This window comes from Streptosporangium sp. NPDC000396, assembly GCF_042898655.1.
Classification (GTDB): Bacteria; Actinomycetota; Actinomycetes; order Streptosporangiales; family Streptosporangiaceae; genus Streptosporangium.
On the sequence record NZ_JBIAZA010000001.1, the window covers coordinates 217,242 to 235,452 of the forward strand.

At 67.1% G+C, this 18,211-nt stretch carries 20 protein-coding genes; 3 read left to right on the forward strand and 17 right to left on the reverse strand.

What is annotated here, in order from left to right; translation table 11 throughout:
- Positions 1 to 30: 30 nt before the first annotated feature.
- Both ACFY2X_RS00955 and ACFY2X_RS00960 read right to left on the reverse strand, forming a co-directional pair.
- A complete protein-coding gene (locus ACFY2X_RS00955) occupies positions 31 to 924 on the reverse strand; it encodes an NAD(P)-dependent oxidoreductase (RefSeq protein ID WP_389930556.1) in 894 nt (297 codons plus the stop codon).
- A 268-nt stretch (positions 925 to 1,192) separates the two neighbouring features.
- The gene (locus tag ACFY2X_RS00960; RefSeq protein ID WP_389930559.1) at positions 1,193 to 1,525 is read right to left on the reverse strand and encodes a nuclear transport factor 2 family protein; all 333 of its coding nucleotides are present in this window, start codon (positions 1,523 to 1,525) and stop codon (positions 1,193 to 1,195) included.
- A gap of 186 nt (positions 1,526 to 1,711) precedes the next feature.
- Between ACFY2X_RS00960 and ACFY2X_RS00965 the strand changes: the two genes are divergently transcribed.
- On the forward strand, positions 1,712 to 2,422 hold the full coding sequence (locus ACFY2X_RS00965; RefSeq protein WP_389930562.1) for a TetR/AcrR family transcriptional regulator: 711 nt from the start codon (positions 1,712 to 1,714) through the stop codon (positions 2,420 to 2,422).
- 110 nt (positions 2,423 to 2,532) lie between these two features.
- On the opposite strand, the gene ACFY2X_RS00970 is transcribed toward ACFY2X_RS00965, so the two are convergent.
- Positions 2,533 to 2,970: an ATP-binding protein gene (locus ACFY2X_RS00970; RefSeq protein ID WP_389930565.1), complete on the reverse strand. Its 438-nt coding sequence runs from the start codon at positions 2,968 to 2,970 to the stop codon at positions 2,533 to 2,535.
- A 222-nt stretch (positions 2,971 to 3,192) separates the two neighbouring features.
- On the opposite strand from ACFY2X_RS00970, the gene ACFY2X_RS00975 reads away from it, so the two are divergent.
- Positions 3,193 to 3,990: a GntR family transcriptional regulator gene (locus ACFY2X_RS00975; RefSeq protein WP_389930569.1), complete on the forward strand. Its 798-nt coding sequence runs from the start codon at positions 3,193 to 3,195 to the stop codon at positions 3,988 to 3,990.
- A gap of 21 nt (positions 3,991 to 4,011) precedes the next feature.
- On the opposite strand, the gene ACFY2X_RS00980 is transcribed toward ACFY2X_RS00975, so the two are convergent.
- The 5 genes from ACFY2X_RS00980 to ACFY2X_RS01000 all read right to left on the reverse strand — a co-directional run bounded on the left by ACFY2X_RS00980 (position 4,012) and on the right by ACFY2X_RS01000 (position 10,481).
- Complete coding sequence (locus ACFY2X_RS00980; protein WP_389930572.1) at positions 4,012 to 4,995, reverse strand: phosphotransferase family protein; 984 nt, start codon at positions 4,993 to 4,995, stop codon at positions 4,012 to 4,014.
- The gene (locus ACFY2X_RS00985; protein WP_389930575.1) at positions 4,992 to 7,388 is read right to left on the reverse strand and encodes a hypothetical protein; all 2,397 of its coding nucleotides are present in this window, start codon (positions 7,386 to 7,388) and stop codon (positions 4,992 to 4,994) included. The genes ACFY2X_RS00980 and ACFY2X_RS00985 overlap by 4 nt, the downstream gene beginning before the upstream one ends.
- Positions 7,389 to 7,613: 225 nt before the next feature.
- Entirely contained in the window at positions 7,614 to 7,916 is a 303-nt protein-coding gene (locus ACFY2X_RS00990) for a hypothetical protein (protein ID WP_389930577.1), read from the reverse strand.
- Between the two features lie 7 nt (positions 7,917 to 7,923).
- Complete coding sequence (locus ACFY2X_RS00995; RefSeq protein WP_389930580.1) at positions 7,924 to 8,541, reverse strand: hypothetical protein; 618 nt, start codon at positions 8,539 to 8,541, stop codon at positions 7,924 to 7,926.
- Positions 8,538 to 10,481, reverse strand: coding sequence for a DUF6571 family protein (locus ACFY2X_RS01000; RefSeq protein WP_389930583.1), 1,944 nt, complete (start codon positions 10,479 to 10,481; stop codon positions 8,538 to 8,540). The genes ACFY2X_RS00995 and ACFY2X_RS01000 overlap by 4 nt, the downstream gene beginning before the upstream one ends.
- Before the next feature lie 616 nt (positions 10,482 to 11,097).
- Here ACFY2X_RS01000 and ACFY2X_RS01005 point away from each other — a divergent pair.
- On the forward strand, positions 11,098 to 11,601 hold the full coding sequence (locus ACFY2X_RS01005) for a Uma2 family endonuclease (RefSeq protein ID WP_389930585.1): 504 nt from the start codon (positions 11,098 to 11,100) through the stop codon (positions 11,599 to 11,601).
- A gap of 439 nt (positions 11,602 to 12,040) precedes the next feature.
- Here the strand turns inward: ACFY2X_RS01005 and hisF are convergent, their stop codons facing one another.
- From hisF to hisD, 9 genes are all read right to left on the reverse strand, one after another.
- Positions 12,041 to 12,811, reverse strand: coding sequence for an imidazole glycerol phosphate synthase subunit HisF (hisF, locus tag ACFY2X_RS01010; RefSeq protein WP_389930588.1), 771 nt, complete (start codon positions 12,809 to 12,811; stop codon positions 12,041 to 12,043).
- A 10-nt stretch (positions 12,812 to 12,821) separates the two neighbouring features.
- Positions 12,822 to 13,214, reverse strand: a complete 393-nt coding sequence (locus ACFY2X_RS01015; RefSeq protein WP_389930591.1) for a RidA family protein — start codon at positions 13,212 to 13,214, stop codon at positions 12,822 to 12,824.
- 25 nt (positions 13,215 to 13,239) lie between these two features.
- On the reverse strand, positions 13,240 to 13,962 hold the full coding sequence (gene priA / locus ACFY2X_RS01020; RefSeq protein ID WP_389930593.1) for a bifunctional 1-(5-phosphoribosyl)-5-((5-phosphoribosylamino)methylideneamino)imidazole-4-carboxamide isomerase/phosphoribosylanthranilate isomerase PriA: 723 nt from the start codon (positions 13,960 to 13,962) through the stop codon (positions 13,240 to 13,242).
- 4 nt (positions 13,963 to 13,966) lie between these two features.
- Positions 13,967 to 14,308, reverse strand: a complete 342-nt coding sequence (locus ACFY2X_RS01025; protein ID WP_389930596.1) for a hypothetical protein — start codon at positions 14,306 to 14,308, stop codon at positions 13,967 to 13,969.
- 7 nt (positions 14,309 to 14,315) lie between these two features.
- On the reverse strand, positions 14,316 to 14,951 hold the full coding sequence (gene hisH, locus ACFY2X_RS01030) for an imidazole glycerol phosphate synthase subunit HisH (RefSeq protein ID WP_389931266.1): 636 nt from the start codon (positions 14,949 to 14,951) through the stop codon (positions 14,316 to 14,318).
- Complete coding sequence (locus tag ACFY2X_RS01035) at positions 14,942 to 15,097, reverse strand: hypothetical protein (protein ID WP_389931269.1); 156 nt, start codon at positions 15,095 to 15,097, stop codon at positions 14,942 to 14,944. The genes hisH and ACFY2X_RS01035 overlap by 10 nt, the downstream gene beginning before the upstream one ends.
- Entirely contained in the window at positions 15,094 to 15,687 is a 594-nt protein-coding gene (gene hisB, locus ACFY2X_RS01040; protein WP_389931271.1) for an imidazoleglycerol-phosphate dehydratase HisB, read from the reverse strand. The genes ACFY2X_RS01035 and hisB overlap by 4 nt, the downstream gene beginning before the upstream one ends.
- 23 nt (positions 15,688 to 15,710) lie before the next feature.
- A complete protein-coding gene (locus ACFY2X_RS01045) occupies positions 15,711 to 16,781 on the reverse strand; it encodes a histidinol-phosphate transaminase (protein ID WP_389930599.1) in 1,071 nt (356 codons plus the stop codon).
- 67 nt (positions 16,782 to 16,848) lie between these two features.
- Complete coding sequence (gene hisD / locus ACFY2X_RS01050) at positions 16,849 to 18,156, reverse strand: histidinol dehydrogenase (protein ID WP_389930602.1); 1,308 nt, start codon at positions 18,154 to 18,156, stop codon at positions 16,849 to 16,851.
- Between the last annotated feature and the right edge of the window lie 55 nt (positions 18,157 to 18,211).

The following is an 18,211-nucleotide window of genomic DNA, read 5'->3' on the forward strand; positions in this document are numbered from 1 at the left end:
GGCCTTGCTCGCTCCGCCGTAGGGAGAAAGTCAGACGGAGGGCTTGCGGAACTGTTCGATCATCGCTGCGTAACTGTCGTCGGCGTGGCCGTCGGCTGCCGCACGTTTGGCCATTTCCAGGAAGAAATTCGGCAACTCGGTGTTGACGCCGAGCGTCTCGCTCTCCTGGACCAGGTGCTCCATCCCGCCCGTGTGGACGGCGAGGGTGGCGTCGGTGGCCGGATATTTGCCCTCGTCGATCTGCTGCGCGTATGCGGAAACGTAGCCGGTCGTCACGTTGATCGCGGTGCTGGCCAGGGCCGCGAAAGTCGTCGCCTTGACGTTCGCGGTGCCCAGCAGTGCGGCACCTTGCAGGAAGCTGTTCAGGACACCCCACATGATGCTCAGGACGGACATGTCGTACAGGGCAGACAGGCCGTGGTCCTCATCGAGGTAAACGGTTCCGGTCTCGCTGAGTGCCTGCAGGGTGGCCTGGTGCTCCTCGAAGGCCGCCTTCGAGCCGGAGTACAACAGCGTGGCATCGGCGGTGCCGATGGCCTGGGGAAGGGCAAGGATCGCCCCGTCGAGGTAAGCGCTGTCGAGCTTGGCCGCCCACCCGGCGGTTTCGCGTGCCTGGGTGGAGCTGGCCGTGGTCAGGTTGACGAGGGTACGGCCGGCCAGCGAGGCGCCGATCGGGTCCAGCAACTCGTGCACGGCGTCGTAGTCCGAGACGCAGACAACGACGAGTGGGCTTGCCTCGACCGCGCTCTTGATCGAGTCGGCCAGGGTGGCGCCGTTGGCGACGAGATCGTCAGCCTTGGCCGCCGAACGGTTCCAGACGGTGGTCGGGTGACCGTTCTTCAGGAAGGCCGCGGCCAGCGCATGGCCCATCAGTCCCAGGCCGACAACGGTGACCGGTGATTGCGAGGCGGAAAGGGTGGACATATGTGCTCCTGCGTATCTCATGCGGCGTCCGCCGCGACGGGTGTGGTTGCCGTGACCAGGGCTTGAGCGTGGTAGGTCGCCGGTCCGGAGGGCCCGGCCAGGTATGTCGTGAAGGTCGCCGAGTCCAGCGCGCAGGCGGGATCTGACCGGGAGGAGCCGAAGCCGGCGCTCGGTCGTTGCGGCGGGGTCTGACCAGGAGGGGCCGAAGCCGGCACTCGGTCGTTGCGGCGAGGTGGCCCAGCGGCGGTCCAGCCGTGCCGCGGGCGCCTCATGTGAAGAACCCGACGATGCTGCGGATGCGGTCCCCGGCGAACTCGACGACGTCGTAGCCGGTGGCGACCGTGCCGAGTTTCCAGCTGAACAGCGCGCGGTCGTGGTGGGCGCCGATCATGGTGTCAAGGGTGAACCTCAGGTCGCCGAGCTTCTCCCGGACGCGGCCGATCTCCTCGGACAGTTCGGTGTGCCCACGCAGGCCCGCGTTGTGGGGGTCGGCGTAGAGCGAGTCCTCGGTGAGGACGGATTTCATCAGTGTCACCCGGGCGTCGGCGTCCGGCTCGTTCCAGATGTCGAGGTAGGCGAGGATCACGTCGGTGGTGCTCACTTACCGGCTCCTTTTCAAGAGGGGACGTTTGCCGTGGTTGCAGAGTGGGCCTGAGGGCAGCGCCAGCAGCCCGAGGCGAAGTCCCTCTCTGGTCACAAGGCCTCCGCCTCTGCATGCCGTCGTATTACTACACGGCGTTTAGAAGTGATACGGCGTAGATTAGTCAAACCGTGTAAACTGTCAAGCGTGAGCGACCACACGATGAGCCGCCGCGACCGGCTACGTGCCCAGACCAGCGCCGAGATCAAGGCCATCGCCTTGAAGCTCATGGCGGACGGCGGCCCGGACGCCATCTCGCTACGCGCGATCGCCCGCGAGATGGGCATGACGGCCGGCGCGATCTACAGCTACTTCGCCACCCGCGACGACCTGATCACGACGCTCATCGGCGACGTCTACACCTCGGCGGTCGACGCCGCCGAGGCCGCCCGCGACGCGGTGCCGGAAACCGATCCAGGCGGCCGGATCCTGGCCTGGGCCCAAGCCATGCGCGAGTGGGCGTTGACCAACCCCGAAGGCTTCCGGCTGATCTACGGCGACCCCGTGCCCGGCTACCGTCCGCCCGACGACGGCCCCGGCAAACAAGCCGAGGAGCGCGCCTGCAGCGGACTGCTCGGCCTCGTCGCCGCAGCCTGGCCGACAGCCCAGGCGCGCCGATCCGAGGACCGCGCCTACAACTGGACCGACTTCGACCCGGACCTGGTAGCCCATGTCCGCAAGGACTTTCCGGACCTGCCACCGGCAGGCATCGCGATGACGCTAAGAGTGTGGGGCCGCATGCACGGGCTCATGGCCCTGGAGATCTACGGCCACCTACGCGCCGTCATCCACGACCCGGCCACCGTCTACCACGACGAGATGCACGACCTCATCGCCTCCCTTGGCCTCATGTCGTAACCGCTGCCCACAATCAGCGGAGATCCAAGGAAAGCCAGCAGGGCCTGGTCAGCGGCGTTTAGCTGGATCGCGGCCCTCCCGCCAACGCGCCAGTGTCGCCGACGAGGTGATCAGCTCGGAGACAGTTCGGCCCACACCGCATGGCCCACCGCCTGCGTGCCCCGGCAGCCGACCCTGACGGCCAGAGCCGCGACCACGGCCAGGCCCCGCCCGTGCTCGGCGAGCGGATCGGCGTCCCCGCGCCGGTTGAACCTGGGCGTGCCGCCCCAGCCGCAGTCGTAGACGGTGACTCGGATGGCCGTGGTCTTGCGAGTCAGTTCGACGATGAAGGTGCCGTGGGACTGCCCGCTGCTCGTGTGGGCGATGGCGTTGGCCGCGAGCTCGGCGACGATCTGCTCGGCGTCGTTACGACAGGGCGAGTCCTCCAGAAGAAACCGGATGAACCGGCGGACCCGGGGAAGCTGATCCGGACGACCGGGAAAGGTCCGCCGGTAGGTCATGCCCCCGGGCCGGAGCCCCACCATCGCCTCGACCAACGCCGGAGCCACGTGTCCGGTAGACGGAACAGAGCACAGGTTTTCGCTGCAGGTCATTTCAGCCGCCTTTGCTTGCTTGTCTAACCTGCCTAGCCATCTAGGCGACCTCAACTGTCACTCTGAGTAATGGCAATGTCAAGGAAATCGCAAAATCCGGTCTAGCCTGCCTAGGCAATCTAGGCTTCGTCCATGATGAGCCTGGACCCCGAGGACCCGCGCCCGCCGTACAAACAGGTGGCCAACGCGCTTCGGGCGGCGATCCTGACGAGGAAGTTCGAGCCCGGCGAAAAGCTCCCATCGGGGACAGAGCTGGCCACAACATACGGCGTCGCCCGGATGACCGTGCAGCAGGCCATCCGCCTCCTCCGTGACGAAGGGCTCGTCGTTTCGCGGCAAGGCAGCGGGGTGTTCGTACGCGAACGCACCGAACGCCCGATCGAGCTGCGTCCGCATCTGGAGCGGGCCTTCGACACGGCGAACGTCTCCATCGATTTCGCCGGGTTCTCAGGCGAGACCTTGTCCGGAATGCTGCAGGAGCCACTCGACAAGGTCCGCATCGGGCGCCTTACTCCCGACTCGATCACGATCAGGATTCTCGTCCCGGACATGGATCAGCCCATGCTCTTGCCTCGCCTGACAGACCTCACCGACGATCCAGACGCCAGGGAACGGGTCCGCCGGATCATGGCACGGAGCACTCAGAGCATCGCCGACAGCGTGCGCGAGCTGGCCGACCTCGGTCTGGTGAAAAGTGCCACGGTTGAGGTACGCACCTATGCGGCCACGCCGTCCTTCAAGCTCTACCTGATCAACCACGAGCAGGCGTTCTTCGGCTTCTACCCGGTCGTCAAACACACTGCCCGTTTCAAGGACGGGCAGAAAGAGCTCTATGACGTCATGGGCAAGGACTCGGTGCTGTTCCACCATTCGGTAACCGAAGATCCCGCCTCGACAGGCTCGCAGTACGTTTCTCAGGCCCGTGCATGGTTCGACAGCATGTGGACCACGATCAGCCGGAATGCGGACATATAAGAAAACGCAGCAACCGGCAGGTCAAATGCTCCGTACGGCCCGCTCGATCTTGTCGCGAGCCGGCGATTCGGACAACCCCCAGACAGCCGCTGCCGCCGCGTGCTTGGTGACGAGTTTGTCGATCAGTTCCCGCTCTTCCTCCTCGGAGAGCTTCCCCCCGGCGATGAGCTGGGTGTAGCGGACTGTGTCGACGATGGCCGACTTCACCCGCTCATGCGCGAGATAGGTGTCCAGGTCACGCTCCCAGCCAGACGTGAAATCCAGAGGCATCGCCTTCAGCCATCCGGCGAGTACGGCGTCGCGCTCGTCGTTCTGGTAGGCCATCTTGTGAAAGTGCACGGCGAGCTCGTAGAGCGGGTCACCCCACAAGGCGAGTTCCCAGTCGAGGAAGACCACACGATCCGAGCTGACGATCATGTTCTTCCGGTGGACATCCGAATGGACCAGGCGGAAGGGACGCGAACTCAGGGTGGACCATCGTTCACGTGCCAAAGCCAGCGGGTCCGCGGGGATTCCGAGCTCCGAGAAAAGTGGTCCGAACTCCTCGCCGAACGTGTCGTAGACGCTCTGCGTGATGTCCGACAGCACACCCGCGAAAGCACCGGTGTCCCCGTCCTCGGGCCAGACCCTGGGCAGATCGGGCAGGCTTTTCCGGGGCACCGTCGTGAGCTGGGCGAACAACTCGACCACCTCGGCCAGAACAGTCGCGGAAACGTGCTGGCCTCGTGGCGCGATGTCGTCCAGGACGTCGCCGGGGATGAACTCGTGAATCTGATAGGTAGGCGACTCACACGCCTGTAAAAGCCTCGGGGCGTGAGTCACATAGGGGGCGATGGCGGCCAAGACCTCGTGCTCGGGCCAGATCCGCAGGTCGACGTTGTCCGCACCATGCAGGGGAATCCGCACGATCACAGGCCCGGACGGGCCGTCGACCCGCACGTTCTTGTTGTAGAAGCCACTGGCTCCGGAAGCGGCGAGCGCGGCCCGATAGAAATCGATCGTCATCCCAGCAACCCTCGCAGGTAATGCGTCATACGGTTCTCCAGCGCGCCGCGTGAGTCGATCGGTTCGATCGCTTCCCATGCCCGCAGGGCAGCCATGCTCACCTTCGCATCCGGCCGGTCCACGATCTCCAGGAGGTGGTCGGCGACGACGATCAGCGTCGGATAGACCTCGGCGTCGAGAAGCTCGTCGACGGCCCACCGAGCCGATGCCGCCGCCAGATCTGGCTTTTCGCACCGAGCATGCAGGCACGCCCGCAGAAGCTCGGCACGAGCGCGGCCCGATCTGTAGCGCGCCTTCTCCAAAGCCGCACAGGCCGAATCCAGTGCGCTGGACGCTTCGGTGAGCCGTCCGAGCGCCAGCAGGGCCTGGCCGAGCGCGCTGTAGGCCTTGCCGACCTCATGGATCGCCCCGAGATCGGTGTTCACCTCCGCCGCTTCATGCGCGACCGTGATCGCGGCGAACGGATCGGTCCAGGCCAGAAGTTCTGCCCGATTGGTCGTGATCAGTGCCTCGCCGACGATCGTCTCGGCCTGCCGGTAGTACAAGGCAGCCTCCTGCAGATGACGATCCGCAGCGGTGAAGTCGTAGGAGAAGCGCAGCGCCAGATGGAGCAGCCGCGCCAGGTCGCCACGAAGTACACCGTCATCCGGAGGACATTCCCCGATGACCCGCCCTACCAGATCGAACGCCTGCCGGAAGCGGCCCTGGGCCATGTGCAGGTCGGCAGCCCATAGTCCGGCCGGGCGGCGTGCCGCCCCACTGTGAACGGCCAGCACATCGCTGTAGATGCGCAGCGCCCGCGTGGTCTGTCCGGCGATGCGCCGCCCGTGGGCGGCTGCCACAGCCAAACGCGCACCGGCTCCGCTGCCGAGCCGCCACTGAGCATCAGGAGTCAACTCGTTGATCCGGTCGGAGTCGCCGAGCAGGACGGCGGCCTCGGCCGCGAGACATGCGGAGATCTCTTCCAATGCGGGATCGCCGCCGCCGTCCAGGTGAGCTCGCAGATCGGAGATCAGTCCCGCGATGCCCTGGGTGCCACCGCATGCGGTGATCCGATCGGCACAGGCCAGCAGATCACCGTTGGTGATCGTGCCCGCATGCAAGCCATGGAACACCGCCTCGCGAATGCCCACCGAATCCGTTGCACGCTGGTTCCACAGAAGGTAGAGAGCCTGATGAGCATCCTGAGTCGTGCCGGGTGAAAGCCGCACTCGCAGCATGTCGGCCATGAGCTGATGAAGCTGGAAGCAATCGCCCCTCACCGGATAGACGAAGGAGTAGGCGGTCAGCCCTTCCCAGGCCAGTCGCCCGCCGGGCAGCTGGAAGGCTGCGGCAAGTCCCTGAAACAGGTCGTAGTCGAAGATCCGCGCGACGCTGAGCAACTGCAGATAGCGCCTCTCCTCAGCGCTGACGTGCTGAAGGAACCGCTGGGCGATCTCGTCTTGGGAGACCACATGGCCGTCCGCCTGGCTGTCGGTGGCCAGATGCAGATAGAACGGCAGGCCGACGCTCGCCTGGGCGATCACCTGCCGCTGGACGGGATCGGTCACCCCACTGTCGGTGAGCAGTTCCAGCCGCGCCTCCATCGGAAGCCCTTCGACGGGCACCTCACGGATGACCTGACGCCAGTCGGCGTCATAGACCTCCCAACCCAGCGGCTCCCTGCTCGCCACCACGGTAAGCCCGCGATCGAGCTGCACGATCAGATCCCGCAGCCACACATCGTCAACGGCGGTACGGCCAAGCGCCTCATACGCGTCGATGAGGACGAGGTAGGGCTTGTCCGTGCTGCAGGCGCGTAAATCCTCAGCGAACATGAACGTGACGGCGTCCACCAGCTCCGCACCGGGCAGCATGTCCAACTGCTGCAGGGTCTCGCTCTCTCGCAGATGACGGCGGCGTTTGCGACTAGCGTTGCTCTTGTCCAGAAGCTTGAGCAGGCCAACGGCAGTGCCGAAGACCGGCACGCCCGCGGCGCCGTCGAGCACATCGGTCAAGATCTCGCTGTGCTCGACGAAGGGCAACTCACCGCGCGTGAGGCCGAAGTGCGGGTGAAGTCGCTGCCACAGCACGGCGTAGGCGATGTCGTAGCGGTCAAACCGTACGCCCTGCTCGCCGAACTGCATCCGCAGCACGGCCAGCGCGTCCTCCTGCTGGCGGTGCGCCGGCACCTGCAGATCGAGTGCCACCACTCGATGAGTTCCCCTGACCCGTACACCGAATTCGCGCAACAACCGTGATTTACCGATTCCGCCGACACCGGTGACATTGAGGATTCTGGGCCCATTCCCGGCCCGGGAGAGCTCCTCATCGAATGTCTCGAAGGCTGTCTCACGGTTCACGAAACGGCGATGCAGCGCCGCGACCCGGCGAAACCGAGGCTCGAGGGGCATTCGACCTCTCTCGACATGGAGGCAACCGTCTTCAGATAGCTCCCAACCATCAAAGCCAGAAGATCACCCATGGTCAACGGCTTTCCGATATGTCAGTGGTGCGCCCCGAGTTTGATGGAGCCGCGTTTCTGATCGTCATGCCGCGGTGAACGCGTTCTCGAACTGCATCAGGGTGAGCATGCCCGGCTGCGCCATCGTCGGCGCAGGCCGTGCGGCCTGGCCACGTCAAGGCAGGCCGTACCTGCTCCTGATCATCCTGGCTTCCTCATCCTTCACCTCGCGTGGCGTGCGAGCCATGGCCTGACGCAGGTCAGCCAAGATCTTGTCCGCCGAACTGCGAACACGCGTGCCGTACGCGACGAGTTGCGCGTCGAAACGTTTGGCTGTCGGCCCGGTCCACACCTTGCCGGAATGAAAGTCCCCGAAAGGCACCTCAATGCCCCTCTCGATCTCCTGGATCAGCGGCTCAACCGTCCGCAAGGCCTCCCCCAGCGCCTCGTAGAGCGGATTGGGCACCATCTCGGCCATAACCCGATCAGTCCTTCTTCGGAGAGGGCGATGAGGACGTGGCGGACAGGCTCGCCGACGGAGCACTGGCCTTGGTGATCAGCTTCGGCGCGATCAGCTTCATCAATGCCACCACATCGGCGGCATTGTCGCGCCCCTCGACGCCTATCTCCAGTTGGATGTTGAGCTCCGCCTTACCACGCACAAGCATCGCGAACGCATCGTTGTATTCACTGTTCGAGCGCTTGAAGTAATAGCCGATAGACCCGGGGACGATCTCCGGCAACGGCGAGCCACCCTCATCGAGGGTTTCCTGAACGGCCTCCAAAGTTCCGTCCGGCGTGAGGTCGATCTGCAACACCTTCAGCCGGTCACCAGTTCGCTGATATATCGCGCAGCCTCCAGCACCAAGACCTCTGGCAAGCGTGAGGTCGAAGTAACCGCGAACCAGCGGGTTCCGCACCCCGGTCATCAACTCCACCGCCTTCAGCGGAATGTGTCCGCAGATGTATGGAGGGACGGCCGCCGTCGGCAACGGACTGCGGTCGATCTTCTTCGCCTCGTTAGCCTGGTCGCCTTGACAGGCTGTCGGCATAACCAGGATGCAGACCAGCATCGCCGCCAGGGCGAACGGGAATCTCATCATGATCCGTACTTGGCGAACCCATCGGAGAATCCCTGGTCCAGAAGGCCCTCAACATCCCGCCAAGGCTTTCCCGCCGGTCCCTCGTAGAGCCACCGGTCATAGGCTTCGAGCCGACGATCGTCGGTGCTGTTGGCGGTCGTTTTGCCGATCATCTCGTCCCTGGTCATGAGCGTGCGGCCGTCCCCCTTGAGGAAGTTGTTGGGACTGTCGCGGGGATCGTCTCCCTTTTTCATGCCTTCCAGCGAGGCCCACGGGTGGGTCTTGGCGGCGGGCTCGGCCGAGCCAAACAGGCCGTGCCTGAGCATGGCCTGAGCGGTGAGGTCATGCACCAGGGTCCGGGTCTGGTCGACGGCGGCGTTGGCGTCGTCACGGGCTTTGGTCTCCGCGTCACCCTTGGCCAGGTCTTCGATCGTCCACGTCCACGCCCCTATGACACCGGCGGCGATCGGCCACATTCCAGTCTGCGGGATGGCGAGCCCGGTGTTAACCGCCGCCGCGAGCATCTTCATGTTGCGTTCCTGCGTCTCATCCAGTTCCTTGCCTTCCTCGATCTTGGCCAGACCCGCCGCATCGGTGATGATTCCGAAGCCCATCCCGATGCGTTTCGCGGTGGTCAGAAGCGCGTCGTTGCCTCGCCCCGCGGCCATCTCCGCGGCACCGTGGTCGAGAAGCCAGCGAGTGAACGCCGTCTGAGCGGCCAGAACGGAGGCGAACGCCTTGGCATCCGCGAACGTCTCCTTCATCACCTGACGCAGTTCCCTCTTGTTGAACTGCGCCCCCCAGGGATCTTGCCCAGGTGTACTGGGACTGTCGGCGGTCCGGACATCGGGCACAACGGCGTCCTTATCTTTCTGAGCGACGTAGTTGATATCACTGATGTAACCGGCGAGGATTCGCCCTGTGGTGGCGGGCTTCACGAAGGACTTGGAAGGCTCCCCCTTCTCGATCCGCTCGGCCTCCAGATGCACGAACTCCGAGGCCAGCTTGGCCGACAGGTAACCGCGTGAAGGAGCCTGCGGCGAGCCGTCGTGATCGCGGAAGGTGAGCATCGCGGCCTCCAACGCCTTGCCCAAAGCCTCACCGCCATCGCTCATGCCTCGCTCGGTCAGGAAATGTTTCAGCGCGGTGGGATCACTCGCAAAGAAATCCTGGGCTGCCGCCGGGTCATGGCTGAGCGCCTCCATGAGGTCCACCATGACGCCGGGGTGAAGGGGCGTCTGCCGGTCACACGCATCGATCTTTTTGGCGACCGTCAGCAGAAAGGCGGTGCTGAAGGTGCCGTGCTTGAGAGCCAGCGCGATCGCGTAGCCCCGCTTCCATCCGGTGTAGCCCTTCCCTCCAGCGCCGAGGTCCGAGGTGAACTCATCGTGCCAGGCGTCGCTCAGCCGCGAGCTCGCCGTACCGAGCGTTTTGCCGAGGGCGACCTGCAGCCGCTCCGCCTTCTTGTCGTTTTCGCGCCCCACGGTCTCCGTCATAAGCCTGCGGAACTTGGCCGCACCCATCGCGTTCATCAAAGCAACGGCGAACGCCGCATTCCCCGTGCGCTTCTCCAGCTCCGCCAGCGTCTTCCCGTCGATCTTGCCCTTCTCGGCAGCCTCGGTCAGCTTGACGGTCGCGGCGTAAACATCGGGATCATGGGTGGCCTTGCCGTACAGCGCCTCGTCGAAAGCTGCCAGGCCTCCAGGGCGATCGGGAGAACTCCCCCACTCCGTGCGCTCGCTGCGGATCGTCTCACTGCGACGCCGCAGGTCGGGACGGTTGGCCCCGATCCAGCTCCGCACCTCACGCAGGACACTCAACCCCGAGGCGTCCAGATCGAGCCGCTGCAAGATTCGGCGGATCTGCGGTTCGTTCCGGCCGAGCGCATCCTCTGCCCGGCCGAGTCCTCGCTCGAAGTCGTCCATCGCATCGGGATCGATCCCCGAATACTCGCCGTCCACTCCCTGAGCCGGGGACGGGGACGATTGCGGCTTGGGGGAAGGCACGACGGTAGATGAGGCCGGGGAGTCACCGGGCCGGGAAGCAGGTGGATACGGGTGAAGCCCGCCCGGAGGACTGGGTAACGGAGAAGGACTGGGTGATGGGTGAGTCATGGGGGCATTGGGCTCCAGCTCGGCTCAGAAACACGAGACTCCGGCGGAAAGATTAATTTCAATCCGCCTATACGTAAAGATCTCCACCGATTTCAGTGCCTATTTAATTCAATGGGACTAACAGGGCCGAGCATTCTGTATCGAAGATTTCTTCCTTTCCGGACAGCTCATTCTTCGGCTGCGAGCCTTCTGCGGCCCGGGACCGGGTGCGGCGCCGTCTCACCCCTGACCAGCGGGATCCGGCTGACCCGGGAACGATGGATGCCGGTGTTCCGGCGTTAACCTCGGCACACGGCAAGGGAACGCTCATCCCCACACCGGTGAACACGCTGTTCGGCTCCGGCAATCAAGCTATGAGACGCCCAGGAACCCCGATAGCGTGGTACGCGTGACCGTTGCGCATGAGTCCGAACCTTACGGAGCGCCCCCATGGGCTCCGCGTTACTGGGGCGCGGATGAGTTCATGAGCCACGACTTCGGCAACGTCGGCCGCCGCTTCGAGCTTGAGGACGGCTGCATCGTCATCACCCCCGCGCCCTCCATCCGCCACCAGCGGATCGCCCGCCGCCTCATCAACGCCATCGAGGCATGCCTGCGGGCTGACGATCTGGATCTGGATGTGGAAGGGCCGGTCAACTACCGCCTCAACTCCGACACCGTGTTCGCCCCCGACATCGCCGTCTTCCGCCGCGACACCGACACCGATCTCTACGTGGAGCCGCACAAGATCGAAATCCTCGCCGAGGTCACCTCCACCAACTCCAACCGCGACCGCCTCACGAAGATGAACCGCTACGCCCGCACCAAATGCGAGTGGTATTGGATCATCGATCAGAACACCCTGGTCATCGACGTCTACCGGCTCGACGGTGATCTCTATCGACAGGTGGCCGCCATCGCTCCCGGCACCGCCGCCACTCTGCCCGGCCCCGTTCCCCTGACGATCGACCCCGGAATGCTCGCATGACCACAGCTCTCCCCACCCTGCGGTGCCCAGCCCTGAGCTCCTTTCCGCAGAGGCGCTTCAGCGACGGCGATCACCCCTGAACCCGCCCGCACGGACGCTTCAGCGTCAGGACGCACCCTGGGCGGCCGGAAACGAAGCAGCTACGGCCCGCACGCCGTACGGCGGGGCAGAAGGGCGCGGAGGCGGGCCGGTGTTCCGGACGGCGTATAAAAGCCCGCAACCATCGCGCCCGCCAGGCCGGAGGCCTGAAGGAACCGGACCGCGACTGCGACGGCCGTCCGGAACACCGGCCCGCCGCAGCGCGAACCCTCATCAACCATCAGCACCGGCCACGCCACCGAAACCCCGGTCGCCAAAGCCATCAGCACCAGCTACCAGTCACCGACAGGGACAGGGACACGTCTGAGCCTCCCGCACCCGAACACGGGCACCGCGGTCGTCAGCGCACCGGGTGGCCCGCCGCGCGCAACGTGTCCTTCACCTCAGAGATCTTGAGCTGGCCGAAGTGGAACACCGAGGCGGCCAGGACCGCGTCGGCTCCCGCCTCGACCGCCGGCGGGAAGTCCTCCAAGGCCCCGGCACCACCGCTGGCGATGACGGGAACCGAGACGGCCTTCCGCACGGCGCGGATCATCTCCAGGTCGTAGCCGTGACGCGTGCCGTCGCCGTCCATGGAGTTGAGCAGGATCTCCCCCACCCCGAGCTCCTCACCACGACGTGCCCACTCGACCGCGTCGATGCCGGTGCCACGACGACCGCCGTGGGTGGTCACCTCGAACCCGGACGGGGTCGGCGGGCCGTCGACCACCCGGCGGGCGTCCACCGACAGCACGATGCACTGCGCGCCGTACCGCTGCGACGCCTCGGTCAGCAGCTCGGGCCGGGCGATCGCGGCGGTGTTCAAGCCGACCTTGTCCGCGCCCGCGCGCAGCAGCTTGTCCACATCCTCCACCGAGCGCACTCCCCCGCCCACGGTCAGCGGGATGAACACCTGCTCGGCCGTCCGCCTGACCATGTCGTACGTCGTGGCCCGGTCCGAACTGGAGGCCGTGATATCGAGGAACGTCAGCTCGTCGGCCCCCTCGGCGTCATAGCGGCGGGCCAGCTCCACCGGGTCTCCGGCGTCGCGGAGGTTCTCGAAATTGACACCCTTGACGACCCGCCCGGCGTCCACGTCCAGGCAGGGGATCACTCGTACCGCGACAGTCATCTTCAGCTCCTCATTCCCGGTAGGCCTCGACCTCGGCCTCGACCAGCATGCGCGGGTCGATCAGGCCCGCCACCCGGACCCCGGTGCAGGTCGGGCGGACCTCGCCGAACAGTTCGGCGTGCGCCCGGCCGACCTCGTCGTAGTGCTCGTCGTCGACCACGAAGTAACGGACCCGGACCACGTCGTGGCGGGACAGGCCCGCCTTCTCGATGGCGTCCAGCGCGACGCCGAAGGCGGTCAGCGACTGCTTGTAGGCGTCGCCGACGTGCTGGACCTCACCGTCGACGGTGGCGGTGCAGCCCGAGACGATCACCCACGGACCCGCCACCACCGCGCGGGCGTAGCCGTACCGTTCTTCCCAGATGCCACCGCTGAACACTCGCGTGCCCGAGCGGTGCCTCACCGCGTCTTTCCTCACCTGGCGCGGCCTACGAGCTCACCGCGGCCAGGGCGTCTTCAAGGGTGAACGCCCCCGCGTAGAGGGCCTTCCCCACGATCGCGCCCTCGACACCGATCGGGACCAGCGCCGCCAGGGCACGCAGGTCGTCCAGGGAGGACACGCCGCCGCTGGCGACCACCGGCTTGTCGGTGCGGGCGCAGAACTCCCGGAGCAGGTCGAGGTTGGGGCCGCGCAGGGTGCCGTCCTTCGTGACGTCGGTGACCACGTAGCGGGGGCAGCCGTCGGCCTCCAGGCGCTCCAGCACCTCCCACAGGTCACCGCCCTCCTCGGTCCAGCCGCGGGCGGCGAGAGTGGTGCCGCGGACGTCGAGGCCGATCGCGATCCTGTCACCGTACTCAGAGATGATCTTCGAGCACCAGGCGGGGTTCTCCAGGGCCGCGGTGCCGATGTTCACGCGGCGGCAGCCGGTGGCCAGTGCGGCCTCCAAGGAGGCGTCGTCACGGATGCCGCCGGACATCTCGACCTTGATGTCGAGCGCCTCAACGACGGAGGCGAGCAGCTCGCGGTTGGAGCCGCGGCCGAAGGCGGCGTCGAGGTCGACCAGGTGGATCCACTCGGCCCCGGCCTCCTGCCAGGCGAGCGCCGCGGAGAGAGGGTCGCCGTAGGAGGTCTCCGTGCCGGCCGCCCCTTGGACCAGACGGACCGCCTGGCCGTCGGCGACGTCCACGGCGGGCAGCAACTCTAGCGACATCTGATCAAGACCTCCGGTCGAAGACGAGGGTGACGAAAAGCGGCGCGAAGAGCACCGAGAGGACGAACACGCCGAGCCGTGCGGTCCACGAGGACCACAGCAGCCAGGCGATCACCTGGACGATAACGAACAGGACCGCCACCAGACCGTTCTGCGCCCGCCGGCGGCGAGCCATGATGCCCCCCTGGACGGCGATCCTGACAGGCCTGCGGGGCAGCAGCGCGACGACCCGGCCGACGCGCTCGCGCCGCCGGGCCAGCCTGGCCTCCCGCTCGGCGCGCAGGGCGGCCTGACGCGCCTGCTCGGCTTCCCGCTCGGCCCTGCGCCTGGCTCGCTCCTTGCTCACGGAAGGCTCACTTGAGGGTGCCGAGCCAGTTCGTGAGCAGCTGGGCGCCGGCGTCCCCGGACTTCTCCGGGTGGAACTGGGTGGCCATGAGCGGGCCGTTCTCCACCGCCGCGACGAACGGGACACCGTGCTCGGACCAGGTGACCAGGGGTTCGACGAACCCGTCCCCCACCTGGAGGTCCCAGCTCCGCACGCCGTACGAGTGCACGAAGTAGAACCGCGTGTCCGGGTCGATCCCGGCGAACAGCGCGCTGCCCGGGGGCACCTTGACCGTGTTCCAGCCCATGTGGGGCAGGACCGGGGCGTCGAGGCGCTCGACCGTGCCGGGCCACTCGCCGCAGCCCTCGGTCATGACGCCGTGCTCGACGCCGGCCTCGAACATGATCTGCATGCCGACGCAGATCCCGAGCACGGGCCGCCCGGCCGACAGGCGCCGGTCGATGATGCGGTCACCGCGTACGGCGCGCAGCCCGGCCATGCAGGCGGCGAACGCGCCGACACCCGGGACGACGAGGCCCTCGGCCTCCATCGCCTCCGTGTAGTCGGAGGTCACCGTGACATCGGCGCCGACCCGGGCCAGTGCCCGCTCCGCGGAGCGGAGGTTTCCGGACCCGTAGTCGAGAACGGTTACTTTCACCACCAGAGCACCGCCGCGGTAGTCGCCAGGGCCGCGAGGGCGGCGAGCAGCAGCGCGCCCTTCTTCAGGCCTTGCTTGATGAAGGAGATGACCCCGCCGACCATGAACAGGGCCACGAAGGCCATGGCGACGGCCGTCCAGTTGTCGCTCACAGGACACCCTTGGTGCTCGGCACCCCGGTGGCGCGCGGGTCGAGCTCGGAGGCCTCGCGCAGCGCCCGGGCCAGGGCCTTGAACTGGGCCTCCACGATGTGGTGGGCGTTACGGCCGTAGGGGACGTGGACGTGCAGGCAGATGGCGGCCTGGGCGACGAACGACTCCAGGATGTGCCGGGTCATCGTCGTGTCGTACTCCGGGCCGATCATCGGGGCCATGCCCTCGGGCTCGGTGTGCACGAGGTACGGCCGGCCCGACAGGTCGACCGTGACCTGGGCGAGAGCCTCGTCCAGCGGGCAGGACGCGCTTCCGAACCTCCGGATGCCCGACTTGTCGCCCAGGGCCTCGCGGAACGCCGCGCCCAGGGCGAGCGAGGTGTCCTCGATCGTGTGGTGGGAGTCGATGTGGAGGTCACCCTCGGTCTTGACGGTCAGGTCGAACAGACCGTGCTTGCCGAGCTGGTTCAGCATGTGGTCGTAGAACCCGACACCCGTGGACACCTCGACGTTCCCGGTGCCGTCGAGGTCGACCTCGACCAGCACCGAGGTCTCCTTGGTGATGCGCTCGACGCGTCCGATGCGCTTGATGGACTCGCCTCCGGCAAGACTGCTCACAGGGTTCCCTCCAGAGCGGCGCGGAACGCCGCCATCTCCTCTGTCGTTCCGATGGAAACTCTCAGCCACTCGGGCGGGCCCACCTCACGGATCAGCACTCCGCGTTCGAGCATGCCCCGCCAAACCGCGTGCCTGTCCGGGAAACGGCCGAACAGCACGAAGTTGGCGTCCGAGTCGGCGACCGCCAGGCCCTTGCCCCGCAGCCACTCCACCGTCGCGTCGCGCTCGGCCCGCAACGCGTCGACGGTGCCGAGCAGCTCGGCCCGGTGGGCGAGCGCGACGCGCGCCGCCGTCTGGGTGAGCGTGGACAGGTGGTACGGCAGGCGGACCAGAAGCAGCGCCTCGATCACCGCCGGATGGGCGGCGAGGTAGCCGAGCCGGGTGCCCGCCATGGCGAACGCCTTCGACATGGTCCGCGTGACGATGAGCCGGGGGTTGTCCGGCAGCAGGGTCAGCGCCGAGGGGGTGCCGGTGCGGGCGAACTCGAAATAGGCCTCGTCCACGACGACCATGCCGGGCGCGGCCCTGACGATCCGGCCGATCACGGCCGGATCGAGTGCGGTGCCGGTGGGGTTGTTGGGCGAGGTCAGGAAGACGACGTCGGGCCGGTGCTCCCCGATCGCGGCGATGGCCTTGTCCGGGTCGAGCCCGAAGTCCTCCTCACGCGCCCCGGAGATCCACTCGGTGGAGGCACCGGTGGTGATGATCGGGTGCATCGAGTAGGACGGCTCGAAGCCGAGCGCGGTGCGGCCGGGGCCGCCGAAGGCCTGCAGGATCTGCTGGATCACCTCGTTGGAGCCGTTGGCGGCCCAGACCTGCTCGGCCGTCAGGCCGTGGCCGAGGTAGTCCGCGAGGTCCCGGCGGAGGTCGAGGGCGTCACGGTCGGGGTAGCGGTTGAGCTCGGCCGCGCCGTGCTGGACGGCCTGGGCCAGGTCCGCGACCAGGGAGGCGGAGGGGCCGTAGGGGTTCTCGTTGGTGTTGAGCCGCACGGGGACGTCGATCTGGGGAGCGCCGTAAGGCGATCGTCCGCGCAGGTCGTCCCGGATGGGCAGGTCTTCGAACTTCACGAGGGAATCTCCCAGTCGAACCTCGCGCGGATCGCCGCGCATCCCGTGAACGCGAGCGGGCAGGTCCTCATGAAGGCACCTCCCAGTCGAACCTCGCGCGGATCGCCGCGCCGTGCGCCGGCAGGTCCTCCGCGTCGGCCAGGACGCACACGTGGGCGGCCGCGGCGGCGAGCGCCTCGCGGGTGTAGTCGACGACGTGGATGCCGCGCAGGAAGGTCTGCACCGACAGGCCCGAGGAGTGGCAGGCACAGCCGCCGGTGGGCAGCACATGGTTGGACCCGGCCAGGTAGTCGCCGAGCGAGACCGGCGCGTAGGTGCCGACGAAGACGGCTCCGGCGTTGCGGACCCGGGCGGCCAGCGCGGGCGCGTCGGCGGTGTGGATCTCCAGGTGCTCGGCGGCGTAGGCGTCGACGACGCGCAGCCCGGCCTCCATGTCGCCGACGAGGAGGATGCCGGACTGGCGGCCGGACAGGGCCTCGGCGATGCGTTCCGAGTGCTTGGTGGCGGCCACCTGGCGGGGCAGCTCGCGCTCGACGGCCTCGGCCAGCTCGACGGAGTCGGTGACGAGGACGGCGGCGGCGATCGTGTCGTGCTCGGCCTGGCTGATCAGGTCGGCGGCGACGTGGGCGGGGTCGGCCGTCGCGTCGGCGAGGATCGCGATCTCGGTGGGGCCGGCCTCGGAGTCGATGCCGATGCGCCCCTTGAGCAGGCGCTTGGCGGCGGCGACCCAGATGTTGCCGGGACCGGTGACCATGTTGACCGGCGCGCACTCCTCGGTGCCGTAGGCGAACATGGCCACGGCCTGGGCGCCGCCGACGGCGTAGACCTCGTCCACGCCGAGCAGGGCGCAGGCGGCCAGGATGGTCGGGTGCGGCAGCCCGCCGAACTCCTTCTGCGCGGGCGAGGTGACCGCGATGGAGGCCACCCCGGCCTCCTGGGCGGGCACGACGTTCATGACCACGCTGGACGGGTAGACCGCCCGGCCGCCGGGGACGTACAGGCCCACGCGCTCGACGGGGACCCAGCGCTCGGTGACGGTGCCACCGGGCACGACCTGGGTGGTGACGTCGGTGCGCCGCTGATCGCGGTGGACGAGGCGGGCCCGGCGGATCGACTCCTCGAGAGCCGCCCGGACCTTCGGGTCGAGCTCCTCCAGCGCCCTGGTGACGGCTTCCACGGGGACGCGGGTGGAGGAGAGCTCCACGCCGTCGAACCTCGCGGTCAGCTCTCGCACGGCCTCAGCGCCACGATGATGCACGTCCTCGCAGATCGGCCGCACTTTCTCCAGGGCGGCTTCGACGTCGAGTTCGGCACGGGGCAGCACGTCGCGCAGGTCCTCCGGGAGGCCCTCGCGCAGGTCGGTACGGGAAATCACGCGTCCAGTCTACGGAGGTCCGCCACCCGATCCCGTTCTGTCCATCATTCGGACA

Bases quoted from the DNA above. Each gene is read 5' to 3' on its own strand.
- ACFY2X_RS00995 (WP_389930580.1), bottom strand. From the start codon at position 8,541: ATGATGAGATTCCCGTTCGCCCTGGCGGCGATGCTGGTCTGCATCCTG.
- ACFY2X_RS00980 (WP_389930572.1), bottom strand. From the start codon at position 4,995: ATGACGATCGATTTCTATCGGGCCGCGCTCGCCGCTTCCGGAGCCAGT.
- priA (WP_389930593.1), bottom strand. From the start codon at position 13,962: ATGTCGCTAGAGTTGCTGCCCGCCGTGGACGTCGCCGACGGCCAGGCG.
- ACFY2X_RS01005 (WP_389930585.1), top strand. From the start codon at position 11,098: ATGAGCCACGACTTCGGCAACGTCGGCCGCCGCTTCGAGCTTGAGGAC.
- hisF (WP_389930588.1), bottom strand. From the start codon at position 12,811: ATGACTGTCGCGGTACGAGTGATCCCCTGCCTGGACGTGGACGCCGGG.
- ACFY2X_RS00985 (WP_389930575.1), bottom strand. From the start codon at position 7,388: ATGCCCCTCGAGCCTCGGTTTCGCCGGGTCGCGGCGCTGCATCGCCGT.
- ACFY2X_RS00955 (WP_389930556.1), bottom strand. From the start codon at position 924: ATGTCCACCCTTTCCGCCTCGCAATCACCGGTCACCGTTGTCGGCCTG.
- ACFY2X_RS00990 (WP_389930577.1), bottom strand. From the start codon at position 7,916: ATGGCCGAGATGGTGCCCAATCCGCTCTACGAGGCGCTGGGGGAGGCC.